18 protein-coding genes and 1 tRNA gene are annotated in these 21,365 nt (G+C 71.2%); 8 read left to right on the top strand and 11 right to left on the bottom strand.

Annotation, left to right across the window (positions count from 1 at the left end):
• Positions 1–33 precede the first annotated feature (33 nt).
• From ACX25U_RS17955 to pdhA, 3 genes are read right to left on the bottom strand one after another with little or no spacing between them, the layout of a single operon-like run.
• Positions 34–1,368, bottom strand: coding sequence for a dihydrolipoamide acetyltransferase family protein (locus ACX25U_RS17955; RefSeq protein ID WP_454393292.1), 1,335 nt, complete (start codon positions 1,366–1,368; stop codon positions 34–36).
• On the bottom strand, positions 1,368–2,372 hold the full coding sequence (locus ACX25U_RS17950; RefSeq protein WP_454393290.1) for an alpha-ketoacid dehydrogenase subunit beta: 1,005 nt from the start codon (positions 2,370–2,372) through the stop codon (positions 1,368–1,370). Before ACX25U_RS17950 ends, ACX25U_RS17955 begins: the two co-directional genes overlap by 1 nt.
• A complete protein-coding gene (gene pdhA, locus ACX25U_RS17945; RefSeq protein WP_454393289.1) occupies positions 2,369–3,508 on the bottom strand; it encodes a pyruvate dehydrogenase (acetyl-transferring) E1 component subunit alpha in 1,140 nt (379 codons plus the stop codon). The genes ACX25U_RS17950 and pdhA overlap by 4 nt, the downstream gene beginning before the upstream one ends.
• A gap of 194 nt (positions 3,509–3,702) precedes the next feature.
• On the opposite strand from pdhA, the gene ACX25U_RS17940 reads away from it, so the two are divergent.
• Entirely contained in the window at positions 3,703–4,182 is a 480-nt protein-coding gene (locus ACX25U_RS17940; protein ID WP_454394344.1) for an Lrp/AsnC family transcriptional regulator, read from the top strand.
• Between the two features lie 2 nt (positions 4,183–4,184).
• On the opposite strand, the gene ACX25U_RS17935 is transcribed toward ACX25U_RS17940, so the two are convergent.
• On the bottom strand, positions 4,185–4,772 hold the full coding sequence (locus tag ACX25U_RS17935; protein WP_454393287.1) for a TetR/AcrR family transcriptional regulator: 588 nt from the start codon (positions 4,770–4,772) through the stop codon (positions 4,185–4,187).
• Entirely contained in the window at positions 4,769–6,283 is a 1,515-nt protein-coding gene (locus ACX25U_RS17930) for a 3-hydroxyacyl-CoA dehydrogenase (protein WP_454393285.1), read from the bottom strand. The genes ACX25U_RS17935 and ACX25U_RS17930 overlap by 4 nt, the downstream gene beginning before the upstream one ends.
• A 172-nt stretch (positions 6,284–6,455) precedes the next feature.
• On the opposite strand from ACX25U_RS17930, the gene paaN reads away from it, so the two are divergent.
• A complete protein-coding gene (gene paaN, locus ACX25U_RS17925; protein ID WP_454393283.1) occupies positions 6,456–8,147 on the top strand; it encodes a phenylacetic acid degradation protein PaaN in 1,692 nt (563 codons plus the stop codon).
• A gap of 20 nt (positions 8,148–8,167) precedes the next feature.
• Here the strand turns inward: paaN and ACX25U_RS17920 are convergent, their stop codons facing one another.
• The 6 genes from ACX25U_RS17920 to ACX25U_RS17895 form a co-directional block, all read right to left on the bottom strand.
• The gene (locus tag ACX25U_RS17920; protein ID WP_454393281.1) at positions 8,168–8,920 is read right to left on the bottom strand and encodes a TrmH family RNA methyltransferase; all 753 of its coding nucleotides are present in this window, start codon (positions 8,918–8,920) and stop codon (positions 8,168–8,170) included.
• A complete protein-coding gene (locus ACX25U_RS17915; RefSeq protein ID WP_454393279.1) occupies positions 8,917–10,128 on the bottom strand; it encodes an HTTM domain-containing protein in 1,212 nt (403 codons plus the stop codon). The genes ACX25U_RS17920 and ACX25U_RS17915 overlap by 4 nt, the downstream gene beginning before the upstream one ends.
• Positions 10,125–10,859, bottom strand: a complete 735-nt coding sequence (locus ACX25U_RS17910) for a DUF5819 family protein (protein ID WP_454393277.1) — start codon at positions 10,857–10,859, stop codon at positions 10,125–10,127. The genes ACX25U_RS17915 and ACX25U_RS17910 overlap by 4 nt, the downstream gene beginning before the upstream one ends.
• 305 nt (positions 10,860–11,164) lie before the next feature.
• Positions 11,165–11,494: a rhodanese-like domain-containing protein gene (locus ACX25U_RS17905; protein ID WP_454394342.1), complete on the bottom strand. Its 330-nt coding sequence runs from the start codon at positions 11,492–11,494 to the stop codon at positions 11,165–11,167.
• A 71-nt stretch (positions 11,495–11,565) separates the two neighbouring features.
• Complete coding sequence (locus ACX25U_RS17900) at positions 11,566–12,414, bottom strand: hypothetical protein (protein WP_454393275.1); 849 nt, start codon at positions 12,412–12,414, stop codon at positions 11,566–11,568.
• A 226-nt stretch (positions 12,415–12,640) separates the two neighbouring features.
• Positions 12,641–12,727, bottom strand: a tRNA-Leu gene (locus ACX25U_RS17895).
• Between the two features lie 452 nt (positions 12,728–13,179).
• Here ACX25U_RS17895 and ACX25U_RS17890 point away from each other — a divergent pair.
• The 6 genes from ACX25U_RS17890 to pknB all read left to right on the top strand — a co-directional run bounded on the left by ACX25U_RS17890 (position 13,180) and on the right by pknB (position 21,354).
• The gene (locus ACX25U_RS17890) at positions 13,180–14,043 is read left to right on the top strand and encodes an FhaA domain-containing protein (RefSeq protein ID WP_454393273.1); all 864 of its coding nucleotides are present in this window, start codon (positions 13,180–13,182) and stop codon (positions 14,041–14,043) included.
• A 10-nt stretch (positions 14,044–14,053) separates the two neighbouring features.
• On the top strand, positions 14,054–14,566 hold the full coding sequence (locus tag ACX25U_RS17885; protein ID WP_454393271.1) for an FHA domain-containing protein FhaB/FipA: 513 nt from the start codon (positions 14,054–14,056) through the stop codon (positions 14,564–14,566).
• Between the two features lie 128 nt (positions 14,567–14,694).
• Positions 14,695–16,263, top strand: a complete 1,569-nt coding sequence (locus tag ACX25U_RS17880; protein WP_454393269.1) for a Stp1/IreP family PP2C-type Ser/Thr phosphatase — start codon at positions 14,695–14,697, stop codon at positions 16,261–16,263.
• A gap of 27 nt (positions 16,264–16,290) precedes the next feature.
• Positions 16,291–17,727, top strand: coding sequence for an FtsW/RodA/SpoVE family cell cycle protein (locus tag ACX25U_RS17875; protein ID WP_454393267.1), 1,437 nt, complete (start codon positions 16,291–16,293; stop codon positions 17,725–17,727).
• On the top strand, positions 17,724–19,205 hold the full coding sequence (locus ACX25U_RS17870; RefSeq protein ID WP_454393265.1) for a peptidoglycan D,D-transpeptidase FtsI family protein: 1,482 nt from the start codon (positions 17,724–17,726) through the stop codon (positions 19,203–19,205). The genes ACX25U_RS17875 and ACX25U_RS17870 overlap by 4 nt, the downstream gene beginning before the upstream one ends.
• A gap of 169 nt (positions 19,206–19,374) precedes the next feature.
• Positions 19,375–21,354, top strand: coding sequence for a Stk1 family PASTA domain-containing Ser/Thr kinase (gene pknB, locus ACX25U_RS17865; protein WP_454393263.1), 1,980 nt, complete (start codon positions 19,375–19,377; stop codon positions 21,352–21,354).
• Positions 21,355–21,365 lie beyond the last annotated feature (11 nt).

Genomic DNA, 21,365 nt, shown 5'->3' with positions numbered 1-21,365 from the left:
GCGATCACCGGGAACGCGGGCGGGACCTGGCACTCACAGCGTGCGCAGCAGCACCGCCGGCTGTTCCACGCAGTCGGCCACATACCGCAGGAAACCGCCCGCCGTGCCGCCGTCGCACACCCGATGGTCGAAGGTGAGCGAGAGCTGGACGACCTGCCGCACCGCCAGCTCGCCCTCGTGCACCCAGGGCTTGGGGACGATGCGGCCGACGCCGAGCATGGCGGCCTCGGGGTGGTTGATGATCGGTGTGGAGCCGTCGACGCCGAACACGCCGTAGTTGTTCACCGTGAAGGTGCCGCCGGTGAGTTCCGCGGGCGTGAGGGTCCCGGCCCGGGCCGCCTCGGTCAGCCGGGCGAACTCGGCCGTCAGCGACTCGGCGTCCCGCGCGTGCGCGTCCCGTACGACGGGGACGACCAGCCCGCGCTCGGTCTGCGCGGCGAAGCCGAGGTGCACGGCGTCCAGCCGGACGATCTCCCTGGCCTCCATGTCGACCGTGGAGTTGAGCTCCGGGTAGCGGGCGAGCGCGGCGGTGCAGATCCGGGCCAGCAGGGCGAGCAGGGAGATCTTATGTCCCCCGGCCGCGTTCATCGCGGCCCGTGCCCGCATCAGCTCTGTCGCGTCGGCGTCCACCCAGCAGGTCGCGTCCGGTATCTCGCGGCGGCTGCGGGAGAGCTTGTCGGCGACGGCGCCGCGGACGCCCTTGAGCGGGACGCGGGCGCTCGGAGCCGGCACAGAGGCCGGCGCGGCCGGGGCCGTCGTCGTAGCCATCCGGTCCTGTGCCGCGCTGGCCCGGAGCACGTCCTCGACGTCCGCGCGCAGGATCAGCCCCTCGGGCCCGGAGCCGGACAGCTGCCGCAGGTCCACGCCGTTCTCCCGCGCGAGCCGGCGCACCAGCGGCGAGATCACGGGGACGGGTCCCTCGGCAACCGCAGCCGGGACAGCCTCCGCGACCGGTGCCGGAACGGCCGCCGCGCGCGACGCCCCGCCGGCGGCCGGTGCCGCCGGCGCTCCCGCCGGCGCCATCGGCGCCGGGCGCACCCTGCGCCGGCGCGCCGGAGGTGCCCCCGTGCCGTAGCCGACCAGGACGTTGCCGGAGCCCTCGGTCTCGCCACCGGCGGCCGGTTCCCCGACCGCCACCGTCAACAGGGGCGCTCCCACGGGCAGTTCCGTGCCCTCCTCGCCGAAGCGGGCCGTGACCACGCCGCCGTAGGGGCAGGGCACCTCGACCATCGCCTTGGCCGTCTCGACCTCGACGACCGGCTGGTCGACGGCGACCACGTCGCCCACCTCGACCAGCCAGCGGACGATCTCCGCCTCGGTGAGCCCCTCCCCGAGGTCGGGGAGCTTGAACTCCAGCACCTGTGTCATCAGCTCTCGGCCTCCCACTGCAGACGCGCCACGGCGTCCAGGATCCGGTCGACGCCGGGCAGGTGGTGCCGCTCCAGCATCGGCGGCGGGTAGGGGATGTCGAACCCGGCCACGCGCAGCACCGGTGCCTCCAGGTGGTGGAAGCAGCGCTCCGTGACCCGGGCGGCGATCTCCCCGCCGGGGCCGCCGAAGGAGCCCGACTCGTGCACGACGACCGCGCGCCCGGTCCGCCGCACCGACGCGCACACCGTCTCGTCGTCGAACGGCACCAGCGAGCGCAGGTCGACGACTTCCAGGTCCCAGCCCTCGCCCCGGGCCGCCTCGGCGGCTTCCAGGCAGACGGGCACGGACGGGCCGTACGTGATGAGCGTGGCGCTTCTGCCGGTGCGCCGCACCACCGCGCGGCCCACCGGTTCGACGGTCTGCGGGTCGTCGGGGTTCCAGGAGTCCTTCGACCAGTAGAGCCGCTTGGGCTCGAGGAAGACGACCGGGTCGTCGGAGGCGATGGCGGCGCGCAGCAGCCCGTAGGCGTCGGCGACGGTCGCGGGCGTGACGACATGGAGCCCCGGAGTCGCCGTGTAGTACGCCTCGGAGGAGTCGCTGTGGTGCTCGACGCCGCCGATGCCGCCGCCGTAGGGGATGCGGATGGTGATCGGCAGGGGCATCTTTCCGCGCGTGCGGTTGCGCATCTTCGCGACATGGCTGGCGAGCTGCTCGAACGCCGGGTAGGCGAAGGCGTCGAACTGCATCTCGACGACCGGGCGCAGGCCGTACATGGCCATGCCGACGGCGGTGCCGAGGATGCCGGCCTCGGCCAGCGGGGTGTCCGTGCAGCGGTCGTCGCCGAACTCCTTGGCGAGGCCGTCGGTGATGCGGAAGACACCGCCGAGGGTGCCGACGTCCTCACCCATGACGTGCACGGCGGGGTCGGCGGCCATCGCGTCGCGCAGCGCGCGCGTGAGGGCCTGGGCCATGGTGGCCGGCTTGAGCGCGACGGTGGTCATCGGGCCGCACCCTCCTCCGCCTCGGCCTGGAGCTCGGCGCACAGCTGGGCCTGCTGCTCGCGCAGCTGCGGGGTCGGCTCGGCGTACACGTGCGCGAACAGGTCCATGGGGTCGAGCGGCGCGTCCTGGTTCATGCGCTCGCGCAGCCGCGCCGCCATCGTCTCGGCGTCCTCGCGGGCGGCCGCGATGCCGTCCTCGTCGAGCAGGCCGCGCTCGGTCAGCTCCCGCTGAAGCAGCTGGATCGGGTCGTGCGCGCGCCAGGCCTCGACCTCGGCGTCGCCGCGGTAGCGGGTGGCGTCGTCGGCGTTGGTGTGGGCGTCGATGCGGTAGGTCACCGCCTCGACGAGGGTCGGGCCGCCTCCCTCGCGCGCGTGCCGTACGGCGTCACGGAGCACCTCGTGCACGGCGGCGGCGTCGTTGCCGTCGACCAGGCGGCCCGGCATGCCGTACCCGACGGCCTTGTGGGCCAGGGACGGTGCCGCGGTCTGCTTGGCCAGCGGGACGGAGATCGCGAAGCCGTTGTTCTGCACCAGGAAGACGACGGGCGCCTGCCAGACGGCGGCGAAGTTCAGCGCCTCGTGGAAGTCGCCCTCGCTGGTGCCGCCGTCGCCGACCATGGCCAGTGCCACCACGTCGTCGCCCTTGAGGCGGGCGGCGTGGGCGAGGCCGACGGCGTGCGGGAGCTGGGTGGCGAGCGGCGTGGACAGGGGGGCGACACGGTGGTCGTAGGGGTCGTAGCCGGTGTGCCAGTCACCGCGCAGCAGCGTGAGGGCCTCGACGGGGTCCACGCCGCGTGCCACGGCGGCGAGCGTGTCGCGGTAGCTGGGGAAGAGCCAGTCGCGCTCCTCGAGACAGAGCGCGGCGGCGACCTCGCAGGCCTCCTGGCCGGTGCTGGAGGGGTAGACGGCGAGCCGGCCCTGCTTGGTGAGCGCGGTGGCCTGGGTGTTGTAGCGGCGGCCGAGCACCAGCTGCGCGTACAGACGGCGCAGCAGCTCCGGATCGGCCTTCGCGACCGCCTCCGTCCCCAGGACGCGGTACGGCTCCGCGTCGGGCAGCAGCGGCGCGGGGTCGGTACGGGGCTGCCAGGCGGGCGGCGGCGATGGCCGGTACGCGCCCCGCTGCTCCATGACCGTCATGACGGGCACCTCCTCCTCGTGGGAGCGGCTACGGGAGGCGTGTCGGCTGCGACCCGCCTCACCTACCGATTGTTCGGTCGCCGACACATTTTGGCTACAGGCGGGCCCAGGCTGTGGACAAACGGTTCTCCACAGCATGAGATGGACGCAGTACGTCCACGGCGGAGAGGCGGGGGGACATGGCGTCTGAACAAATGGCCGAGAACCCGGACGGCGCCGCTCTGCCGCCCCGCCCGCTGGACGCCATCGACCAGGACATCCTGCGGATGCTGCAGACGGACGGCCGCGCCTCGATACGGTCGGTCGCCGAACGGGTCCACGTCTCGCGCGCCAACGCCTACGCCCGGATCAACCGGCTCGTCGAGGACGGCGTCATCCGCGGCTTCGGCGCCCGCGTCGACCACGAGCGCGCGGGGCAGGGCACGTCCGCGTACATCACGCTGAAGATCGTGCAGAACACCTGGCGCACCGTGCGCGAGCAGCTCAGACAGCTGCCCGGCGCCTCCCACATCGCGCTGGTGGGCGGCGACTTCGACGTCCTGCTGCTGGTGCACACCCCGGACAACCGGGCGCTGCGCGAGCTGGTGCTCACCCGGCTCCAGGCGATCCCCGAGGTACTCAGCACGCGCACACTGCTGGTGTTCGAGGAGGAGGACCTGGAGCCGCAGGGGTGAACTCAGTCCTTGCGCAGTCCCGAGAACACCAGCCGCACCACCGCGTCGGCCACCTCGCGTTCCCCCATGCCGCGCCCGTCGGGCCGGTACCACTCGACGATCGAGTTGATCATCCCGAAGACGAGCCGGGTCGCCAGGCGCACCTCCACGTCGGCGCGCACGTCCCCCTCCGCGGCCGCCGCCCTCAGCAGCTCGGCCACCCGGTGGTCGAACTCGCGGCGCCGCTCCAGCGCCCAGCGCTCGGTGGCGGTGTTGCCGCGCACGCGCAGCAGCAGGGTCACGTACGGCAGCTCGGTGATCAGCACCTCGACCATGCGCCGCACCACGTACTCCAGGCGCTCGGAGGCACGCCCCACGCGCGCGTGCTCCTCGTCGAGGATCCCGAAGAGCTCGTCCAGCGCCCGGCTGACCGCCCGGCGCAGCAGCTCCTCCTTGCCGGCGACGTGGTGGTAGATCGACGACTTGGAGATGCCGGCCGCCCTGGACAGGTGCTCCATGGAGGTGCCGTCGTAGCCGCGCTCGTTGAAGACCCGCACGGCGACGGACAGCAGCGTCTCGGGGGTGTACGTGTCGCGCCTGGCGGTGGTCATGAGGTGCCCTCCCGCTTGTCGGTGGCGTACGCGTGGCGGTAGAGCGCGAGGGACGGCGCGTAGCGGCCGGACGGGTCGCACTCATGCAGGTTGTCCATGAGGGAGCAGGCCCATGTGCTTCCGAGCCGGCGGCTCCACTCGAAGGGCCCGAGCGGGTAGTTGACGCCCAGGCGCATCGCGGTGTCGATGTCCTCCTCGGTGGCCACGCCCTTGGCGACGGCGTCGTGCGCCAGGTCGATGATCCGCGCCACCGTGCGCGCGACGATCATGCCGGGGACGTCGCCGATGACGCTGACCTTCTTGCCCAGCGCCTGGAACAGGCCGGTGGCCTCGGCGACGGTCCGCGGGGAGGTGTCCTGGGAGGCGGACAGGGCGATCCGCGTGGCCTTGCGGTAGTCGAGGGCGAGGTCGAAGTAGACGACGTCGCGGAACTCCACGGAGGTCTGCCCGTCGGCGAGGACCAACTGGCCGCCGCTCGGCAGCACCAGGCGAGTGCCGTGGTCCTCGTCCTCCTCGCGCACCTGGATGCCCGCCTCGCGGATCAGGGCGAGCAGGTCCGAGGCGGGCCCGAGACCGCCCTCGGCGACCACGTACGCGGGCGGCGCCTCCTGTTCCGCGGTGTGCGGCTCGGGACGCTCGGCGCCCTCGCCGTAGTCGTACCAGCCGTGCCCGCTCTTGCGGCCCAGCCGCCCGGACTCGACCAGGCGCCGCTGGACGAGCGAGGGCGTGAAGCGGACGTCCTGGAAGAAGGACTGCCACACCGAGTGCGTGACGGACTCGTTGACGTCCTGCCCGATGAGGTCGGTCAGCTCGAAGGCGCCCATCCGGAAGCCGCCCGACTCGCGCAGGACCGCGTCGATGGTGGCCGGGTCGGCGCCCTGGGACTCCAGAACGGCGAAGGCCTCGGCGTAGAAGGGGCGCGCGATGCGGTTGACGATGAAGCCGGGGGTGTCGGCGCAGGCGACGGGGGTCTTGCCCCAGGCGCGGGCCGTCTCGTACGCGCGTGTGGCCGACGTGACGTCGGTGGCGAACCCGGAGACCACCTCCACCAGCGGCATCAGCGGGGCCGGGTTGAAGAAGTGCAGGCCCACGAAGCGGCCCGGGGCGCGCAGCGCGCCGCCGACGGCGGTCACCGACAGGGAGGAGGTGTTGGTGGCGAGCAGGCAGTCGTCGCCGACGATGCCCTCCAGCTCGCGGAACAGTTCCTGTTTGGCGTCCAGGCGTTCCAGGACGGCCTCGACGACCAGGGAGCAGTCGGCGAGTCCGGCGAGGCTGTCGGCGGCCCTGAGCCGGGCGCGGGCCGCATCCCGGTCGGCGCCGGTGAGCCGGTCCTTCTCCACGAGCCGGTCCAGCCGGGCACCGATCGCGGCGGCCGCCTCCCGGGCCCGCCCCGGCACGGCGTCGTACAGGCGCACGGGATGGCCCGCGACCAGCGCGACCTGGGCTATGCCCTGGCCCATGGTGCCGGTGCCGACGACAGCCACGGGGCTGCTGAGGTCGAGTGCTGTCATGTGCGCGATCCTCCCGCACGACGTTGTCCACAGATGCGGCGGACCCCCTTGTCCCGACCGATCGTTCGGTTACTCTAACTCTGACCGCCTGTTCCTGCCCATGCTTGTGACCATGGTTCCGCCCAGGTCATGAGCTCGACGAGGAGCTCTTGAGACGAGGAGTTGGTCCCGCATGGCCGCCGAACTGACCACGCACGAGCTGATCGCCAGGCATCGGCCCACCCTGGACCAGGCGCTGGAGGCGATCCGCACACGCGCGTACTGGTCACCCCATCCCGAGCACCCCAAGGCCTACGGGGAGAACGGCAGCCTGGACGCGGCCGCCGGCAAGGCCGCCTTCGACGCCCTCCTGGGCACCCGCCTCGACCTCGGCCAGCCCGGCACCGACGACTGGGTGGGCGGCGAGGTCTCCCCGTACGGCATCGAGCTGGGCGTGAGCTACCCGCACGCGGACATCGACGTGCTGCTGCCCGCCATGAGGGCCGGCCTGCGGGCGTGGCGGGACGCGGGCGCGGAGGCGCGTGCCGTGGTGTGCCTGGAGATCCTCAAGCGGATCAGCGACCGGACGCACGAGTTCGCGCACGCGGTCATGCACACCTCCGGCCAGGCGTTCCTGATGGCGTTCCAGGCCGGCGGCCCGCACGCCCAGGACCGCGGCCTCGAGGCGGTGGCGTACGCGTACGTGGAGCAGGTCCGCACCCCCGACACCGCCGAGTGGACCAAGCCGCAGGGCAAGCGCGACCCGCTCGCCCTCACCAAGCAGTTCACGCCCGTCCCGAGGGGCGTCGCCCTTGTCATCGGCTGCAACACCTTCCCGACGTGGAACGGCTATCCGGGCCTGTTCGCCTCCCTCGCCACCGGCAACGCGGTCCTGGTCAAGCCGCACCCGCGCGCGGTGCTGCCGCTCGCGCTCACGGTGAAGACCGCCCGCGAGGTGCTCGCCGAGGCCGGCTTCGACCCCAACCTGGTGGCCCTGGCCGCCGAGCGGCCCGGCGAGGGCATCGCCAAGACCCTGGCCACCCGCCCCGAGATCCGCATCATCGACTACACCGGCTCGACGTCCTTCGGCGACTGGCTGGAGGCCAACGCCCGCCAGGCGCAGGTCTACACGGAGAAGGCGGGCGTCAACACGGTGCTCGTGGAGTCCACCGACGACTACAAGGGGATGCTCGCCAACCTGGCCTTCTCGCTGTCCCTCTACAGCGGCCAGATGTGCACCACCCCGCAGAACCTGCTGATCCCCCGCGACGGCATCCGCACCGACCAGGGCCCCAAGTCCTTCGACGAGGTGGCCGCCGACCTCGCCAAGGCGGTGGACGGCCTGCTCGGCGACGACGCGCGCGCCAACGCGCTGCTCGGCGCGATCGTCAACCCGGACGTCAAGGCCCGCCTGGAGGCCGCGGCCTCCCTCGGAGAGGTCGCCCTCGCCTCCCGCGAGGTGACGAACCCCGACTTCCCGGGCGCGGTGGTCCGTACGCCGGTGATCGTGAAGCTGGACGGCGCCAAGCCGGACGCCGAGGCCGCCTACATGAGCGAGTGCTTCGGCCCGGTCTCCTTCGCCGTCGCCGTCGACTCGGCCGCCGACGCGGTGGAGCTGCTGCGCCGCACCATTCACGAGAAGGGTGCGATGACGGTCGGCGCGTACACGACCGACGAGGAGGTCGAGCGGGCGGTGCAGGAGGTGTGCCTGGAGGAGGCCGCCCAGCTGTCGCTCAACCTCACCGGCGGGGTGTACGTCAACCAGACCGCCGCCTTCTCCGACTTCCACGGCTCGGGCGGCAACCCGGCGGCCAACGCGGCCCTCACCGACGGCGCCTTCGTGGCGAACCGCTTCCGGGTGGTGGAGGTCCGCCGGGAGGCGTAGGGCGTGTTCCGCAAGTCCCGTCAGGACGCGGGTGCGCCTCCGGCGGCGCTCCAGTGGTACAGCGTCATCGCCACGCTGGTGGCGAGGTTGTAGCTGGAGACCTGGGGGCGCATCGGCAGGGCCACCAGATGGTCGGTGCGCGCGCGAAGGGCGGCCGACAGGCCGCTGCGCTCCGAGCCGAAGGCGAGCACGGCGTCGTCGGGCAGCTTCACGCCACGGATGTCCTCGCCCTCCGGGTCGAGCGCGAACAGCGGCCCGCGCGGGAGCTCGTCCACGCCCAGCCGTTCCACGGCGGTCGCGAAGTGCAGTCCCGCACCGCCGCGCACCACCGTCGGGTGCCAGGGGTCCAGGGTGCCGGTGGTGACGACTCCGGTGGCCCCGAAACCGGCGGCCAGACGGATCACCGCCCCGGCGTTGCCCAGGTTGCGCGGCTGGTCCAGGACGACGACCGGCGCGCTGCGGGGCGTACGGGCCAGCGTTCGCAGATTGACCTCGCGGGAGGGCCGTACGGCCAGGGCGGCCACGGCGGTGGGATGCGGGCGCGGCACGAGCGAGGCGTACGTCTCCTGCGGCACCTCGCTCAGCAGCGCGTCCAGCGTGTCCCGCACGTCGGGGGCGAGCTCGTCGGCGAGGGCGAGTGCCGCACGCCGGTCCGCGGTGACCGCCACCGGCACGTCGGCGCCGAAGCGGACCGCGTGCTTGAGGGCGTGGAAGCCGTCGAGGAGCACGCAGGTGCCGGCGAGCCGGTGCCAGGCGCGTACGGGGTCGTTCATGCCGGGAAGCCTACGTGGGCGGGCTCGGTGTCCTCCGGCGCGCGCGGGTCCCCCGCCGGGGCGTGGCCGCCGCGCCGCGACAGCCGGGCACGCGCGCGTGACGCCCAGCGGCCCAGCCGGCGCAGGAAGGACGTCGGCAGGAACACCGCGTCCGTCGCGATCATCGCCAGGGAGAGGAACGGCAGCCCCAGGACGACCGCGATCACCGCGTGCTCGGCCATCATGGCGGCCAGCAGGACGTTCTTCACTCGCCGGTTGAACAGCGTGAACGGGAAGGCGACCTGCACGAACACCGTCCCGTAGGTCACGATCATCACCAGCGTGCCGTTGGCGGACAGCAGGTCGGTCAGGGCCGGCCAGGGCGAGAAGTAGTCCAGGTGGAGCGGGTAGTAGACGGCGGTGCCGTCCTGCCAGCGCGAGCCCTGGATCTTGTACCAGCCGGCCGTGGCGTAGATCAGGCAGGCCTCGGCCATGATCACGAGCAGGGCGCCGTTGTGCACGATGTTGGCGACGACGTCCAGCAGGATCCGCGGCTGGGCCCACCGCGCGCGCCGCCCGACGACCCACCACAGGGCCTGGCCCAGCCACACCGCCCACAGCAGCCTGGGAACGAACCACTCGCCCTGCACCCTGCCCGCCGCCGTGACCGCGGCCAGGAACAGCCCGAGCACGCTCCACAGGACGGGACCGGCCCGGTCGGGCATCCGCTCCCCACGCGCGTGTGCCGCCCGCACCCGGGCCGCCCGCCGCGCGTCCAGCGACCACACCTGGCCGCAGCGGGTGAAGACCAGGTACAGCGACATCAGGTGCAGCACGTTGTCGCCGCCGTCGCCCACGAGGACGCTGTGGTTCTGCAGGGAGAGCACGCCGACCATGAAGAGCACGGACATCGTGCGGGTGCGCCAGCCCAGCGCGAGCAGCAGGCTCGCCGGCACGGCCAGCGCGTAGACGGTCTCGAACCAGAACTGGCCGCTGAACCACATCAGGGCCGTGAAGGCGCCGTTGTCCGAGGTCAGCTGCTGGGCGAGGTTCCGGCTCCACGGGCCGTCGGGGCCGTACAGCTCCTGACGGTGGGGGAACTCGCGCAGCAGGAACAGCAGCCAGGTCGCTGAGAAGCCGATGCGTATCACGGCGGTCTGGTGGGGGCCTAGAGCCGCTTCGGTGACCCGGCCGATCCCGCGTGAGACCGACAGCGCGAACCGGTTCACCGCACGCCTCCCCGGGCCTCGTCGGCCGGCACCGTCCACCAGGGCAGCAGGCGGTACTCGGGCGCGTCCTTCGCCTTCTCCTTGCTCCACTTGGGCGGGGGCACGTCGGTGATACGGCAGCGGACCTGGACGCGCTCGACGACGCCGCCCGCACCGGCCGCGTGGGCGCGGTCCAGGCGCAGCACCACGATGCGGCGCAGGTACTGCTCCGCCAGGGCGCCGCGCAGGCCCACCGGCCGGTTGTCGCTGTCGTGCGTGGCGCCGTAGAGGTCCCAGGCGCGCCGCAACTCGTTCTGCTGGGTGTGGCTGGGCAGCAGGTTGCCCTCGATGGCCCGGCCGTCCTCGGCGGACAGGTCGTACCAGTCGGTGGTCCGGGTCCCGCCGTCCGCCGTGCCGATCTCGGCGCGCACCTGTACGGCGATGTTCTGCTGCAGCGGGTTCGGCGCGAAGAGCTTCCAGTTCTGCTCGAACTCCGGGTAGATCCAGTCGTCGATGGCCTTTCCGTGCTGCTTCGTCACCGTGTTCGACGGCGCGACATGCAGAAACACCATCCCGAGATGCACACAGGCGGCCACCGCGACAACGGCGAGCGCCAAGGCGGCCCCGACCTGCCAGGGCGCCGAGAGCGGGGCGAGCGGGGCTTCGACGGCGCCGGACGGTCGGTGGCGGTCGGTGCCACGCGGCTCGCGGCGCCCGTGCGGGGCGTTCGAGTCGTCGTCGTGCGCGTTCATTCCGCCCCGTTCCCGATGCCGGTCCGTCTTCCGGTCGCCCGGTCGCGCGGGGCGCCGTACCACCACGCGCACCGCTTCTCGGCGCCGCACCGGAACGGTACTCAGGACGACCCGGCGGGCACACCCCCGGCTTTCATTGACACACCGTCAGGTCGGCGTACGCGCAGGGCAGCAGGGACCGTGGACTCCCGGCGCCGTCGCCGACGACTCGCACCGTGCGCCGTGGACCGGAGCCTGTCCGGCGGAGCGGCCTGGAGGCGACGAGGAGTTGGCCGTACGAACGGCTCAGCACCGGCCACCCGCCGTCACAGCACGTACCCGGACTTCCCCTCGTCCGTCACAACGGGCCGGCCCGAGGCCGCCCACACCTGCATGCCGCCGTCGACGTTCACCGCGTCGATGCCCTGCTGGACCAGGTACATCGCGACCTGGGCCGACCGCCCGCCGGAGCGGCAGATCACATGGACCCGCCCGTCCTGGGGCGCCGCCTCGGTCAGCTCGCCGTACCGGGCCACGAACTCGCTGATGGGAATGTGCAGCGCACCTTCGGCGTGACCCGCCTGCCACTCGTCGTCCTCACGGACGTCCAGCAGGAAGTCGCCGTCCTTGAGGTCCGTGACCTCGACCGTGGGCACACCAGCTCCGAAATGCATACCTCGACGCTACCCGAAGGCTCCGTGACGCAGACGACTGCGGGTGACGTACGTCACTCCCGGCTCAGCAGCGCGGCCAGTTCCGCCTCCCGTTCCGCGACCTCCTTGCGGAGCTTTTCGGCGATCTCGTCCAGGAGGCCGTCGGGGTCGTCCGGGGCCAGGCGGAGCATCCCGGCGATCGCGCCGTCCTCCAGCTGCCTGGCGACCAGCGTGAGCAGTTCCTTGCGCTCGGCGAGCCACTCGAGGCGGGCGTAGAGCTCCTCGCTGCGGCTCGGCCGCTGCTCCTTGGGCTTCGGGCCGGCCGCCCACTCCGCGGCCAGCTCCCGCAGCTCGTCCTCGTCGCCACGGGCGTAGGCGGCGTTGACCCGGGTGATGAACTCCTCGCGCCGCTTGCGCTCGTCGTCCTCCTGCGCCAGGTCGGGGTGGGCCTTGCGGGCCAGCTCGCGGTACAGCCTGCGGGCCTCCTCGCTGGGGCGCACCCGCTGCGGGGGCCGCACGGGCTGGTCGGTGAGCATCGCGGCGGCCTCCGGGAACAGGCCGTGGGAGTCCATCCAGCCGTGCAGCAACTCCTCGACACCGTCGATCGGCTGCAGCCTGGCCCGCGCCTCCTGCGCCTTGCGCAGGTCCTCGGGGTCACCGGTGCGCGCGGCCCTGGCCTCGGCCGTCTGCGCCTCCAGCTCCTCCAGCCGGGCGTAGAGCGGCCCGAGCTTCTGTTCGTGCAGCCGGGCGAAGTTCTCGACCTCCACCCGGAAGGTCTCCACCGCGATCTCGTACTCGATGAGCGCCTGTTCGGCGGCCCGTACGGCCCGCTCCAACCGCTCCTCGGGCCGCACCGCAGCGCCCTCGGACGTCGCCCGATCCGCTCCGGCGACGCCACCCTGTTCAGCTTCCGGAGTCGTCACCCGACCAGCGTAGCGCCGTACCGGGCGGGCCCCTTCCGGTCGCGGAACCGCCGTACCCGGAACCCCGTGGCACCGCGCACGCCCACCGGCCCCGCCGCACAACACAGCAGGCCCCGTCCGTGAGATACCTCACGCACCGGAGCCTGCCGCACCATCACCGACCAACCGAAAACGGGCCCCCACCGTGACTTCCGTCACCGGCGGAGACCCGTACCCCGGTATCTCATGGTGCGCGAGGGGGGAGTTGAACCCCCACGCCCTTGCGGGCACTGGAACCTGAATCCAGCGCGTCTGCCTATTCCGCCACCCGCGCATTGGGTGTGTCCTCCGGCTCCCTCTCCCCTGGTGGGCTGGCGCCTTCCGACATCCAGAACATTAGCACGCCCTGAAGGGTGGGTTCACATCGCTTTCCCGGGGCAGGCGTCCAGGGCCGGCCGCACCGGCGGCCGGTCTCCGCGGCAGCGCCTGGAAGGCCCCGTTCCGTATCAGCCCGTGCTTGTTCACGTATCAACCTCGTACCGGTCCCGCCCGTCTCCCCGGGAGCCGTACGAGGTCCACGGTCAGGTGCGGGACACTGGTTGGCGGCCGCCTCTACGATCCTGGGCAGAAGTACGCGCAGAAGTGCGATCCGCAGGAGGCGTCGACACCCGTCGACGGGGCCGACAGGGGGAACCAGCCGATTTACCGGCGCGTGGATACGATCAGTAAGCAGTACCAGGTAAGCAGGACGCAGCAGCACGACGGCAACGACGGAGGAGGTGCCCCATGGGAGTCCTGAAGAAGTTCGAGCAGCGTCTCGAAGGTCTGGTCAACGGCACCTTCGCCAAGGTCTTCAAGTCCGAGGTCCAGCCCGTGGAGATCGCGGGTGCGCTCCAGCGCGAGTGCGACAACAACGCGACCATCTGGAACCGCGACCGCACCGTCGTACCCAACGACTTCATCGTGGAGCTCAGCGCGCCCGACTACGAGCGTCTGAGCCCCTACTCCGGCCAGCTCGGCGACGAGCTCGCCGGCATGGTGCGCGACTACGCCAAGCAGCAGCGCTACACCTTCATGGGTCCGATCAAGGTCCACCTGGAGAAGGCGGAGGACCTGGACACCGGCCTGTACCGGGTCCGCAGCCGCACCCTCGCCTCCTCCAGCAGCCAGCAGGCCCCCGGGTCCCCCCACGCGCCTTCCGCGGCCCCGTCCGGCCGCCCCGGCACCCCGGGTGGATACGGCTACCCGCCCGCCGCCGGCCCCGCGGGGGCGCCGCCCATGCCGTCCGCGCCGCCGCCGGGCCGGCCCGGCGGCTACGGCTACCCGCAGCCCGCCCAGCGGCCCCCGCAGGCCCCGCAGGCCGGCGGCCGCACCCGCCACTGGATCGAGATCAACGGCACCCGCCACCAGATCTCCCGCCCGACGCTGGTGCTGGGCCGCAGCACCGAAGCCGACGTGCGGATCGACGACCCCGGCGTCTCCCGCCGGCACTGCGAGATCCGGACCGGAACGCCCTCGACGATCCAGGATCTCGGGTCCACCAACGGCATCGTGGTGGACGGGCAGCACACCACCCGCGCTACGCTCCGCGACGGCTCGCGGATCGTCGTGGGCAGCACCACCGTTATCTATAGGCAAGCCGAAGGGTGAAGCGGGGGCAATGTCAGAGCTGACCCTCACGGTCATGCGGCTGGGTTTCCTGGCCGTACTGTGGCTGTTCGTGATCGTGGCCGTGCAGGTCATCCGCAGCGACCTGTTCGGTACGCGCGTCACCCAGCGGGGGGCCCGCCGGGAGGCCACGAGGCCCCAGCAGGCCGCGCGGCAGGCCGCGCCTCCGCCCCAGCGCGGCCAGCAGGGCGGCGGCCGCCAGCGCCGCAACGCCCCCACCAAGCTGGTGGTGACCGAGGGCATCCTCACCGGGACCACCGTCGCGCTGCAGTCCCAGACGATCACCCTGGGCCGCGCGCACGACTCCACGATCGTGCTGGACGACGACTACGCCTCCAGCCGCCATGCCAGGATCTACCCGGACCGCGACGGCCAGTGGATCGTCGAGGACCTCGGATCCACCAACGGCACGTACCTGGACCGGTCCCGGCTGACGACCCCCACACCGATCCCGCTGGGCGCGCCGATCCGCATCGGCAAAACCGTCATCGAGCTGCGGAAGTAGTGCTACGTCATGAATGAGCGCGAGCGGAGCGAGCACGCAGCGGCGGCCGGCACCCCGGGCCCCGGCGCGCTCCCGACCGGAGGGTGGGCACCGTGCGGATGTACCCGGAGCCGACGGGCGAGGTGCGCATGAGTCTGTCACTGCGCTTCGCCGCCGGATCGCACAAAGGCATGATCCGCGAGGGCAACGAGGACTCCGGCTACGCCGGACCGCGCCTGCTCGCGATCGCCGACGGGATGGGCGGCCAGGCCGCCGGCGAGGTCGCCTCCTCCGAGGTGATCTCCACCATCGTCGCCCTCGACGACGACATCCCCGGTTCCGACATCCTCACCTCGCTCGGCCAGGCCGTACAGCGCGCCAACGACCAGCTGCGCGCCATGGTCGAGGAGGACCCCCAGCTGGAGGGCATGGGCACCACGCTCACCGCCCTGCTGTGGACCGGCCAGCGCCTCGGCCTCGTGCACGTCGGCGACTCACGCGCCTACCTGCTGCGCGACGGCGTGCTGACCCAGATCACGCAGGACCACACCTGGGTGCAGCGCCTCGTCGACGAGGGACGCATCACCGAGGAGGAGGCCACCACCCACCCGCAGCGCGCCCTGCTGATGCGCGCCCTGGGCAGTGGCGAGCACGTCGAGCCCGACCTGTCCATCCGCGAGGTCCGTGCCGGCGACCGCTACCTGATCTGCTCCGACGGCCTGTCCGGCGTCGTCTCCCATCAGACGATGGAGGAGACCCTCGCCGGCTACCAGGGCCCCCAGGAGACCGTGCAGGAACTGATCCAGCTCGCGCTGCGCGGCGGCGGCCCGGACAACATCACCGTCATCGTCGCCGACGTCCTCGACCTGGACACCGGCGACACCCTCGCCGGACAGCTGTCCGACACCCCCGTCGTGGTCGGCGCGGTCGCCGAGAACCAGCACCACCTGCACGACAACGGCATCATGCAGACTCCGGCCGGACGCGCCTCCGGCCTCGGCCGTCAGGTCCCCGGACAGGGTGGCGGGGGCGGCCAGTTCGGCCCGCCCGGCTCCGGTGACACCACCGGCTACGTCCCCGCGGCCGGCTTCGGCGACTACGGCGACGACGACTTCGTCAAGCCGAAGAAGAGCCGCAGGTGGCTGAAGAGATCCTTCTACAGCGTGCTCACGCTCGCCGTCATCGGCGGCGGCCTGTACGGCGGTCACCGCTGGACGCAGACCCAGTACTACGTCGGCGCCAACAAGGAGCACGTCGCGCTGTACCGGGGCATCAGCCAGGACCTGGCCTGGGTGAAGTTGTCCGAGGTGGAGACCGACCACCCCGAGATCGAACTCAAGTACCTGCCGCCCTACCAGCAGAAGCAGGTCAGGGCGACGATCGCCGAGGGCGGCCTCATGGACGCCCGCAAGAAGGTCGACGAACTGGCGGTACAGGCCTCCGCGTGCAAGAAGGAGGCGCAGCGCCGGGTCGCCGAGGAGAACAACGCCAAGTCGGGCCAGGGCCAGGCCGGCGGCACCACCGGCACCGCGAGCACCACGGGAACCACCCGCACCGCCTTCACGTCCAAGGCGACACCGACGCCGAACCCATCGGCGCCGAAGTCCCCGTCGTCACCGTCGTCCCCGTCCACGTCCACGACCGCGTCCACTCCCAGCCCCGGCCCCACTCTCTCGGAGGAAGAGCAGAAGGTCGTCTCGCTGTGCGGTAAGCAGTAGGCAAGCCGTGAGAGGCCCTGTCACACGATGAGCAGCACTACCAACCCGTCGACGCACCACACGTCCACGATCGGCGCGATCGGCGCGCCGAGCCGGCGCAACACCGAGCTCGCGCTGCTGGTCTTCGCCGTCGCCGTCCCGGTGTTCGCCTACGCCAACGTGGGCCTGGCCATCAACAACCAGGTGCCCGCCGGTCTGCTGAGCTACGGCCTGGGCCTGGGCCTGCTGGCCGGCGTCGCCCACCTTGTCGTACGCAAGTTCGCCCCGTACGCGGACCCGCTGCTGCTGCCGCTGGCCACGCTGCTGAACGGACTCGGACTGGTCGTCATCTGGCGCCTGGACCAGTCGAAACTGCTGCAGGCCATCAAGCAGGCGGGAACGGCCGCACCACGGCAGCTGATGTACACGGCGATGGGCATCGCCCTGTTCGTGGTGGTGCTGATCTTCCTCAAGGACCACCGTGTCCTGCAGCGCTACACCTACATCTCCATGGTCGGCGCGCTGGTCCTGCTGCTGCTGCCCCTGGTCCCCGGCCTCGGGCAGAACATCTACGGCGCCAAGATCTGGATCTCGGTCGCCGGATTCTCCATCCAGCCCGGTGAGTTCGCGAAGATCGTGCTGGCGGTCTTCTTCGCCGGCTACCTGATGGTGAAGCGCGACGCGCTGGCCCTCGCCAGCCGCCGCTTCATGGGCCTGTACCTGCCGCGCGGCCGCGACCTCGGCCCGATCCTGGTCGTCTGGTTCATCTCCATCCTCATCCTGGTCTTCGAGACCGACCTCGGCACGTCGCTGCTGTTCTTCGGCATGTTCGTGATCATGCTGTACGTCGCCACCGAGCGGACCAGCTGGATCGTCTTCGGTCTGCTGATGTCCGGCGTCGGCGCCGTCGGCGTGGCCAGCTTCGAGTCGCACGTCCAGCAGCGCGTCCAGGCCTGGCTGGATCCCATGAGGGAGTACAAGCTCAGCCAGGCGGGCGTCTACGGCCACTCCGAGCAGTCCATGGAAGCGCTGTGGGCCTTCGGCTCCGGCGGCACCCTCGGCTCCGGCCTCGGCCAGGGCCACTCCGACCTCATCAAGTTCGCCGCCAACTCCGACTTCATCCTCGCCACCTTCGGCGAGGAACTCGGCCTGGCCGGCATCATGGCTATCCTGCTGATCTACGGCCTGATCGTGGAGCGCGGCGTACGCACCGCACTGGCTGCCCGCGACCCCTTCGGCAAGCTGCTCGCCATCGGCCTTTCCGGCGCCTTCGCCCTGCAGGTCTTCGTCGTGGCCGGCGGCGTGATGGGCCTCATCCCGCTCACCGGCATGACGATGCCGTTCCTGGCCTACGGCGGCTCCTCCGTCATCGCCAACTGGGCCCTGATCGGCATCCTCCTCCGCATCAGCGACACCGCACGCCGGCCCGCGCCCGCCCCCGCCTCCGACCCCGACGCCGAGATGACACAGGTGGTCCGCCCGTGAACAAGCCCCTGCGCCGGATCGCGCTCTTCTGCGGCCTGTTGGTCCTCACCCTGCTCATCCGGGACAACTGGATCCAGTACGCCAAGGCCGACAGCCTCAAGAGCGACCCCAAGAACCGCCGCGTCACCATCGCCCGCTACTCCACCCCTCGCGGCGACATCATCGTCGGCGGCTCCCCGATCACCGGGTCGACGGAGACGAAGAGCAACGGGCTCAACGACCTGAAGTACAAGCGCACCTACAAGAACGGCCCCATGTGGGCGCCCGTCACCGGGTTCGCCTCCCAGTCCTACGGCGCCACCCAGCTGGAGAACATCGAGGACGGCATCCTCACCGGCAACGACGACCGGCTGTTCTTCCGCAACACCCTGGACATGATCACGGGCAAGCCCAAGCAGGGCGGCAACGTGGTCACCACGCTCAACGCGGCCGCGCAGAAGGCGGCGTACAACGGCCTGAAGGGCCACGGCAAGGGCGCCGTCGTCGCCCTGGAACCGTCCACCGGCAAGATCCTGGCGCTGGCCTCCTACCCGTCGTACGACCCCTCGTCGTTCGCCGGCACCTCCAACGCGGACGCCGAAGCCTGGAAGAAGCTGCAGAAGCAGAACGACCCCAGCGACCCGATGCTCAACCGGGCGCTGCGCGAGACCTACCCGCCGGGCTCCACCTTCAAGGTGGTCACCGCGGCCGCCGCGCTGGAAAGCGGCCTGTACACGTCGGCCGACCAGTCCACCGACTCGCCGCTGCCGTGGGTCATGCCCGGCACCACCACCGAACTGAAGAACGAGGGCAACATCCCCTGCAAGAACGCCACCATGCGGCAGGCGCTGCGGGTGTCCTGCAACACCGTCTTCGGCAAGATCGGCGCGGACCTCGGCAACGAGAAGATGCTCGAGGAGGCCAAGAAGTTCGGCTTCACCAAGGAGCACTTCGTCCCGGTCCGGGCCAACGCCTCGGTGTTCTCCGACGACATGAACAAGTCGCAGACCGCGCTGTCCTCGATCGGCCAGTTCAACACCGCCACGACCCCGCTGCAGATGGCCATGGTCGTCTCGGCGATCGCCAACGACGGCAAGCTGATGAAGCCGTACATGGTCGACAAGTTGCAGTCGCCGAACGTCGACACCGTCGCGCAGACCGACCCCGAGGAACTGAGCCGGCCGCTGTCGTCGAGGAACGCCCAGATACTGCAGTCGATGATGGAGACCGTCGTCAAGGACGGCACCGGCAAGAACGCGCAGATCGGCGGCGCCACCGTGGGCGGCAAGACCGGTACCGCCCAGCACGGCGTCGACAACAGCGAGAAGCCGTACGCCTGGTTCATCTCCTACGCCAAGACGAGCGACGGCAGCTCGCCGGTCGCGGTCGCCGTGGTCGTCGAGGACGACAACGCCAACCGCGACGACATCTCCGGCGGCGGCTTCGCGGCGCCCATCGCCAGGAGCGTGATGGAGGCGGTCATCAACTCCAGGCAGTGACCCCTGTCACGTCCCCTTCACATCGGTGCACGTTGCGATACCGGTCCTGTATCGGGTGACGGGCTTGGCCAGGTCACGGAAAGCGAGCCGGGTACGGTAGGCCCGGACAGCAGCTCCGGCGGCACACGTGGTGCCGGTCGGGACCGACGGAGAGGGCTGGTAGGGAATTATGGAAGAGCCGCGTCGCCTCGGCGGCCGGTACGAGCTGGGCCATGTGCTCGGCCGTGGTGGCATGGCGGAGGTGTACCTCGCGCATGACACCCGCCTGGGCCGCACCGTGGCGGTGAAGACGCTCCGCGCCGACCTGGCGCGCGACCCTTCCTTCCAGGCCCGGTTCCGCCGGGAGGCCCAGTCGGCCGCCTCGCTCAACCATCCCGCGATCGTCGCGGTCTACGACACGGGCGAGGACTACATCGACGGGGTCTCGATCCCGTACATCGTGATGGAGTACGTCGACGGCTCCACGCTCCGTGAGCTGTTGCACAGCGGCCGCAAGCTGCTGCCCGAGCGGTCCATGGAGATGACCATCGGCATCCTCCAGGGCCTGGAGTACGCCCACCGCAGCGGCATCGTCCACCGCGACATCAAGCCGGCCAACGTCATGCTGACGCGCAACGGCCAGGTCAAGGTCATGGACTTCGGCATCGCCCGGGCCATGGGCGACTCCGGCATGACGATGACCCAGACCGCGGCCGTCATCGGCACCGCCCAGTACCTGTCCCCCGAGCAGGCCAAAGGCGAACAGGTCGACGCGCGCTCGGACCTCTATTCGACGGGTTGCCTGCTCTACGAGCTGCTGACGGTCCGCCCCCCGTTCGTCGGCGACTCCCCGGTCGCGGTCGCCTACCAGCACGTCCGCGAGGAACCGCAGCCGCCGAGCGTCTTCGACCCCGAGATCACGCCCGAGATGGACGCGATCGTGCTGCGCGCGCTGGTCAAGGACCCCGACTACCGCTACCAGTCCGCCGACGAGATGCGCGCCGACATCGAGGCCTGCCTCGACGGCCAGCCGGTCGCGGCCACAGCGGCCATGGGTTCCGTCGGCTACGGCGGCTACCCCGACGACCAGCCGACCACCGCCCTGCGCTCCGAGCCCGCCGCCGGCGCCACGACGATGCTGCCGCCCATGAACCCGGACGACGGCGGCTTCGGCTACGACGACCGCCCCGACCGGCGGCGCCAGAAGAAGTCCAACACCTCGACGATCATGCTGGTCGTCGCCGGCGTCCTGGTCCTCGTCGGCGCCATCCTCATCGGCAAGTGGATCTTCAGCGGCAACGGCGTCAGCAACGACACGATGACCGTGCCCAACTTCGTCGGCCAGACGAAGCAGGAGGCCCAGCGGACGGCGGACAACGTCACCCTGAAACTGGCGTTCACCCAGGACACCTGCGACGACCAGCCCAAGGGCAAGGTCTGCTCGCAGAATCCCAAGACGGGCACCATCAAGAAGGGCGAGACCGTCGACCTGGTGCTGTCCACCGGAGCGCCGAAGATCGCCGTCCCGGATGTGACGAACCTCACCTTCGAAAAGGCCGAGTCCACGCTCAAGGACAAGGGCTTCAAGGTCGAGCAGAAGACCGAGGAGTCCGACCGGCCCGAGGGCGTCGTCATCTCCCAGAACCCCACGGTGGACACGGAGGTCGAGAAGGGCTCGACGATCACCCTCACCGTCGCCAAGGCCGTCGCGAAGGCCACCGTTCCGAACGTCGCGGGCAGTACCTGTGACGAGGCCAAGGCCCAGATGCAGGCCAACAACCTCTCCGGCGACTGCACCGAGGCTCCCACCGACGATCCCGGCCAGGACGGCAAGGTCATAGGGACCACTCCGGACATCGGCCAGCAGGTCGACAAGAACTCCCGGGTGACCATCAAGATCGGCAAGCTCCAGCAGCAGGACAAGACGCGGGTGCCCAACGTCCGCGGCCGGACCGTTGCGGAGGCCAGGCAGATTCTGGGGGCAGCCGGCTTCACCAACATCCAGTTCACCCCGGGAAGCAGCCAGGACGACAACGCTCGGGTCTTCAGCCAGGACCCGGGTGCCGACCAGCCGGTCGACGACCCCGGCGGCACGCAGATCACGCTGACGGCCTTCGGCGGAGGCAACAACGGCAACGGAAACGGCGGCCTCTTCGGCGGAGGCGGCTGACCCCGACCGTC

It is taken from the genome of Streptomyces sp. JNUCC 63 (assembly GCF_054366325.1).
The sequence above is the reverse complement of the archived record's forward strand: the minus strand, read 5'-3'. Positions and strand labels throughout refer to the sequence as shown.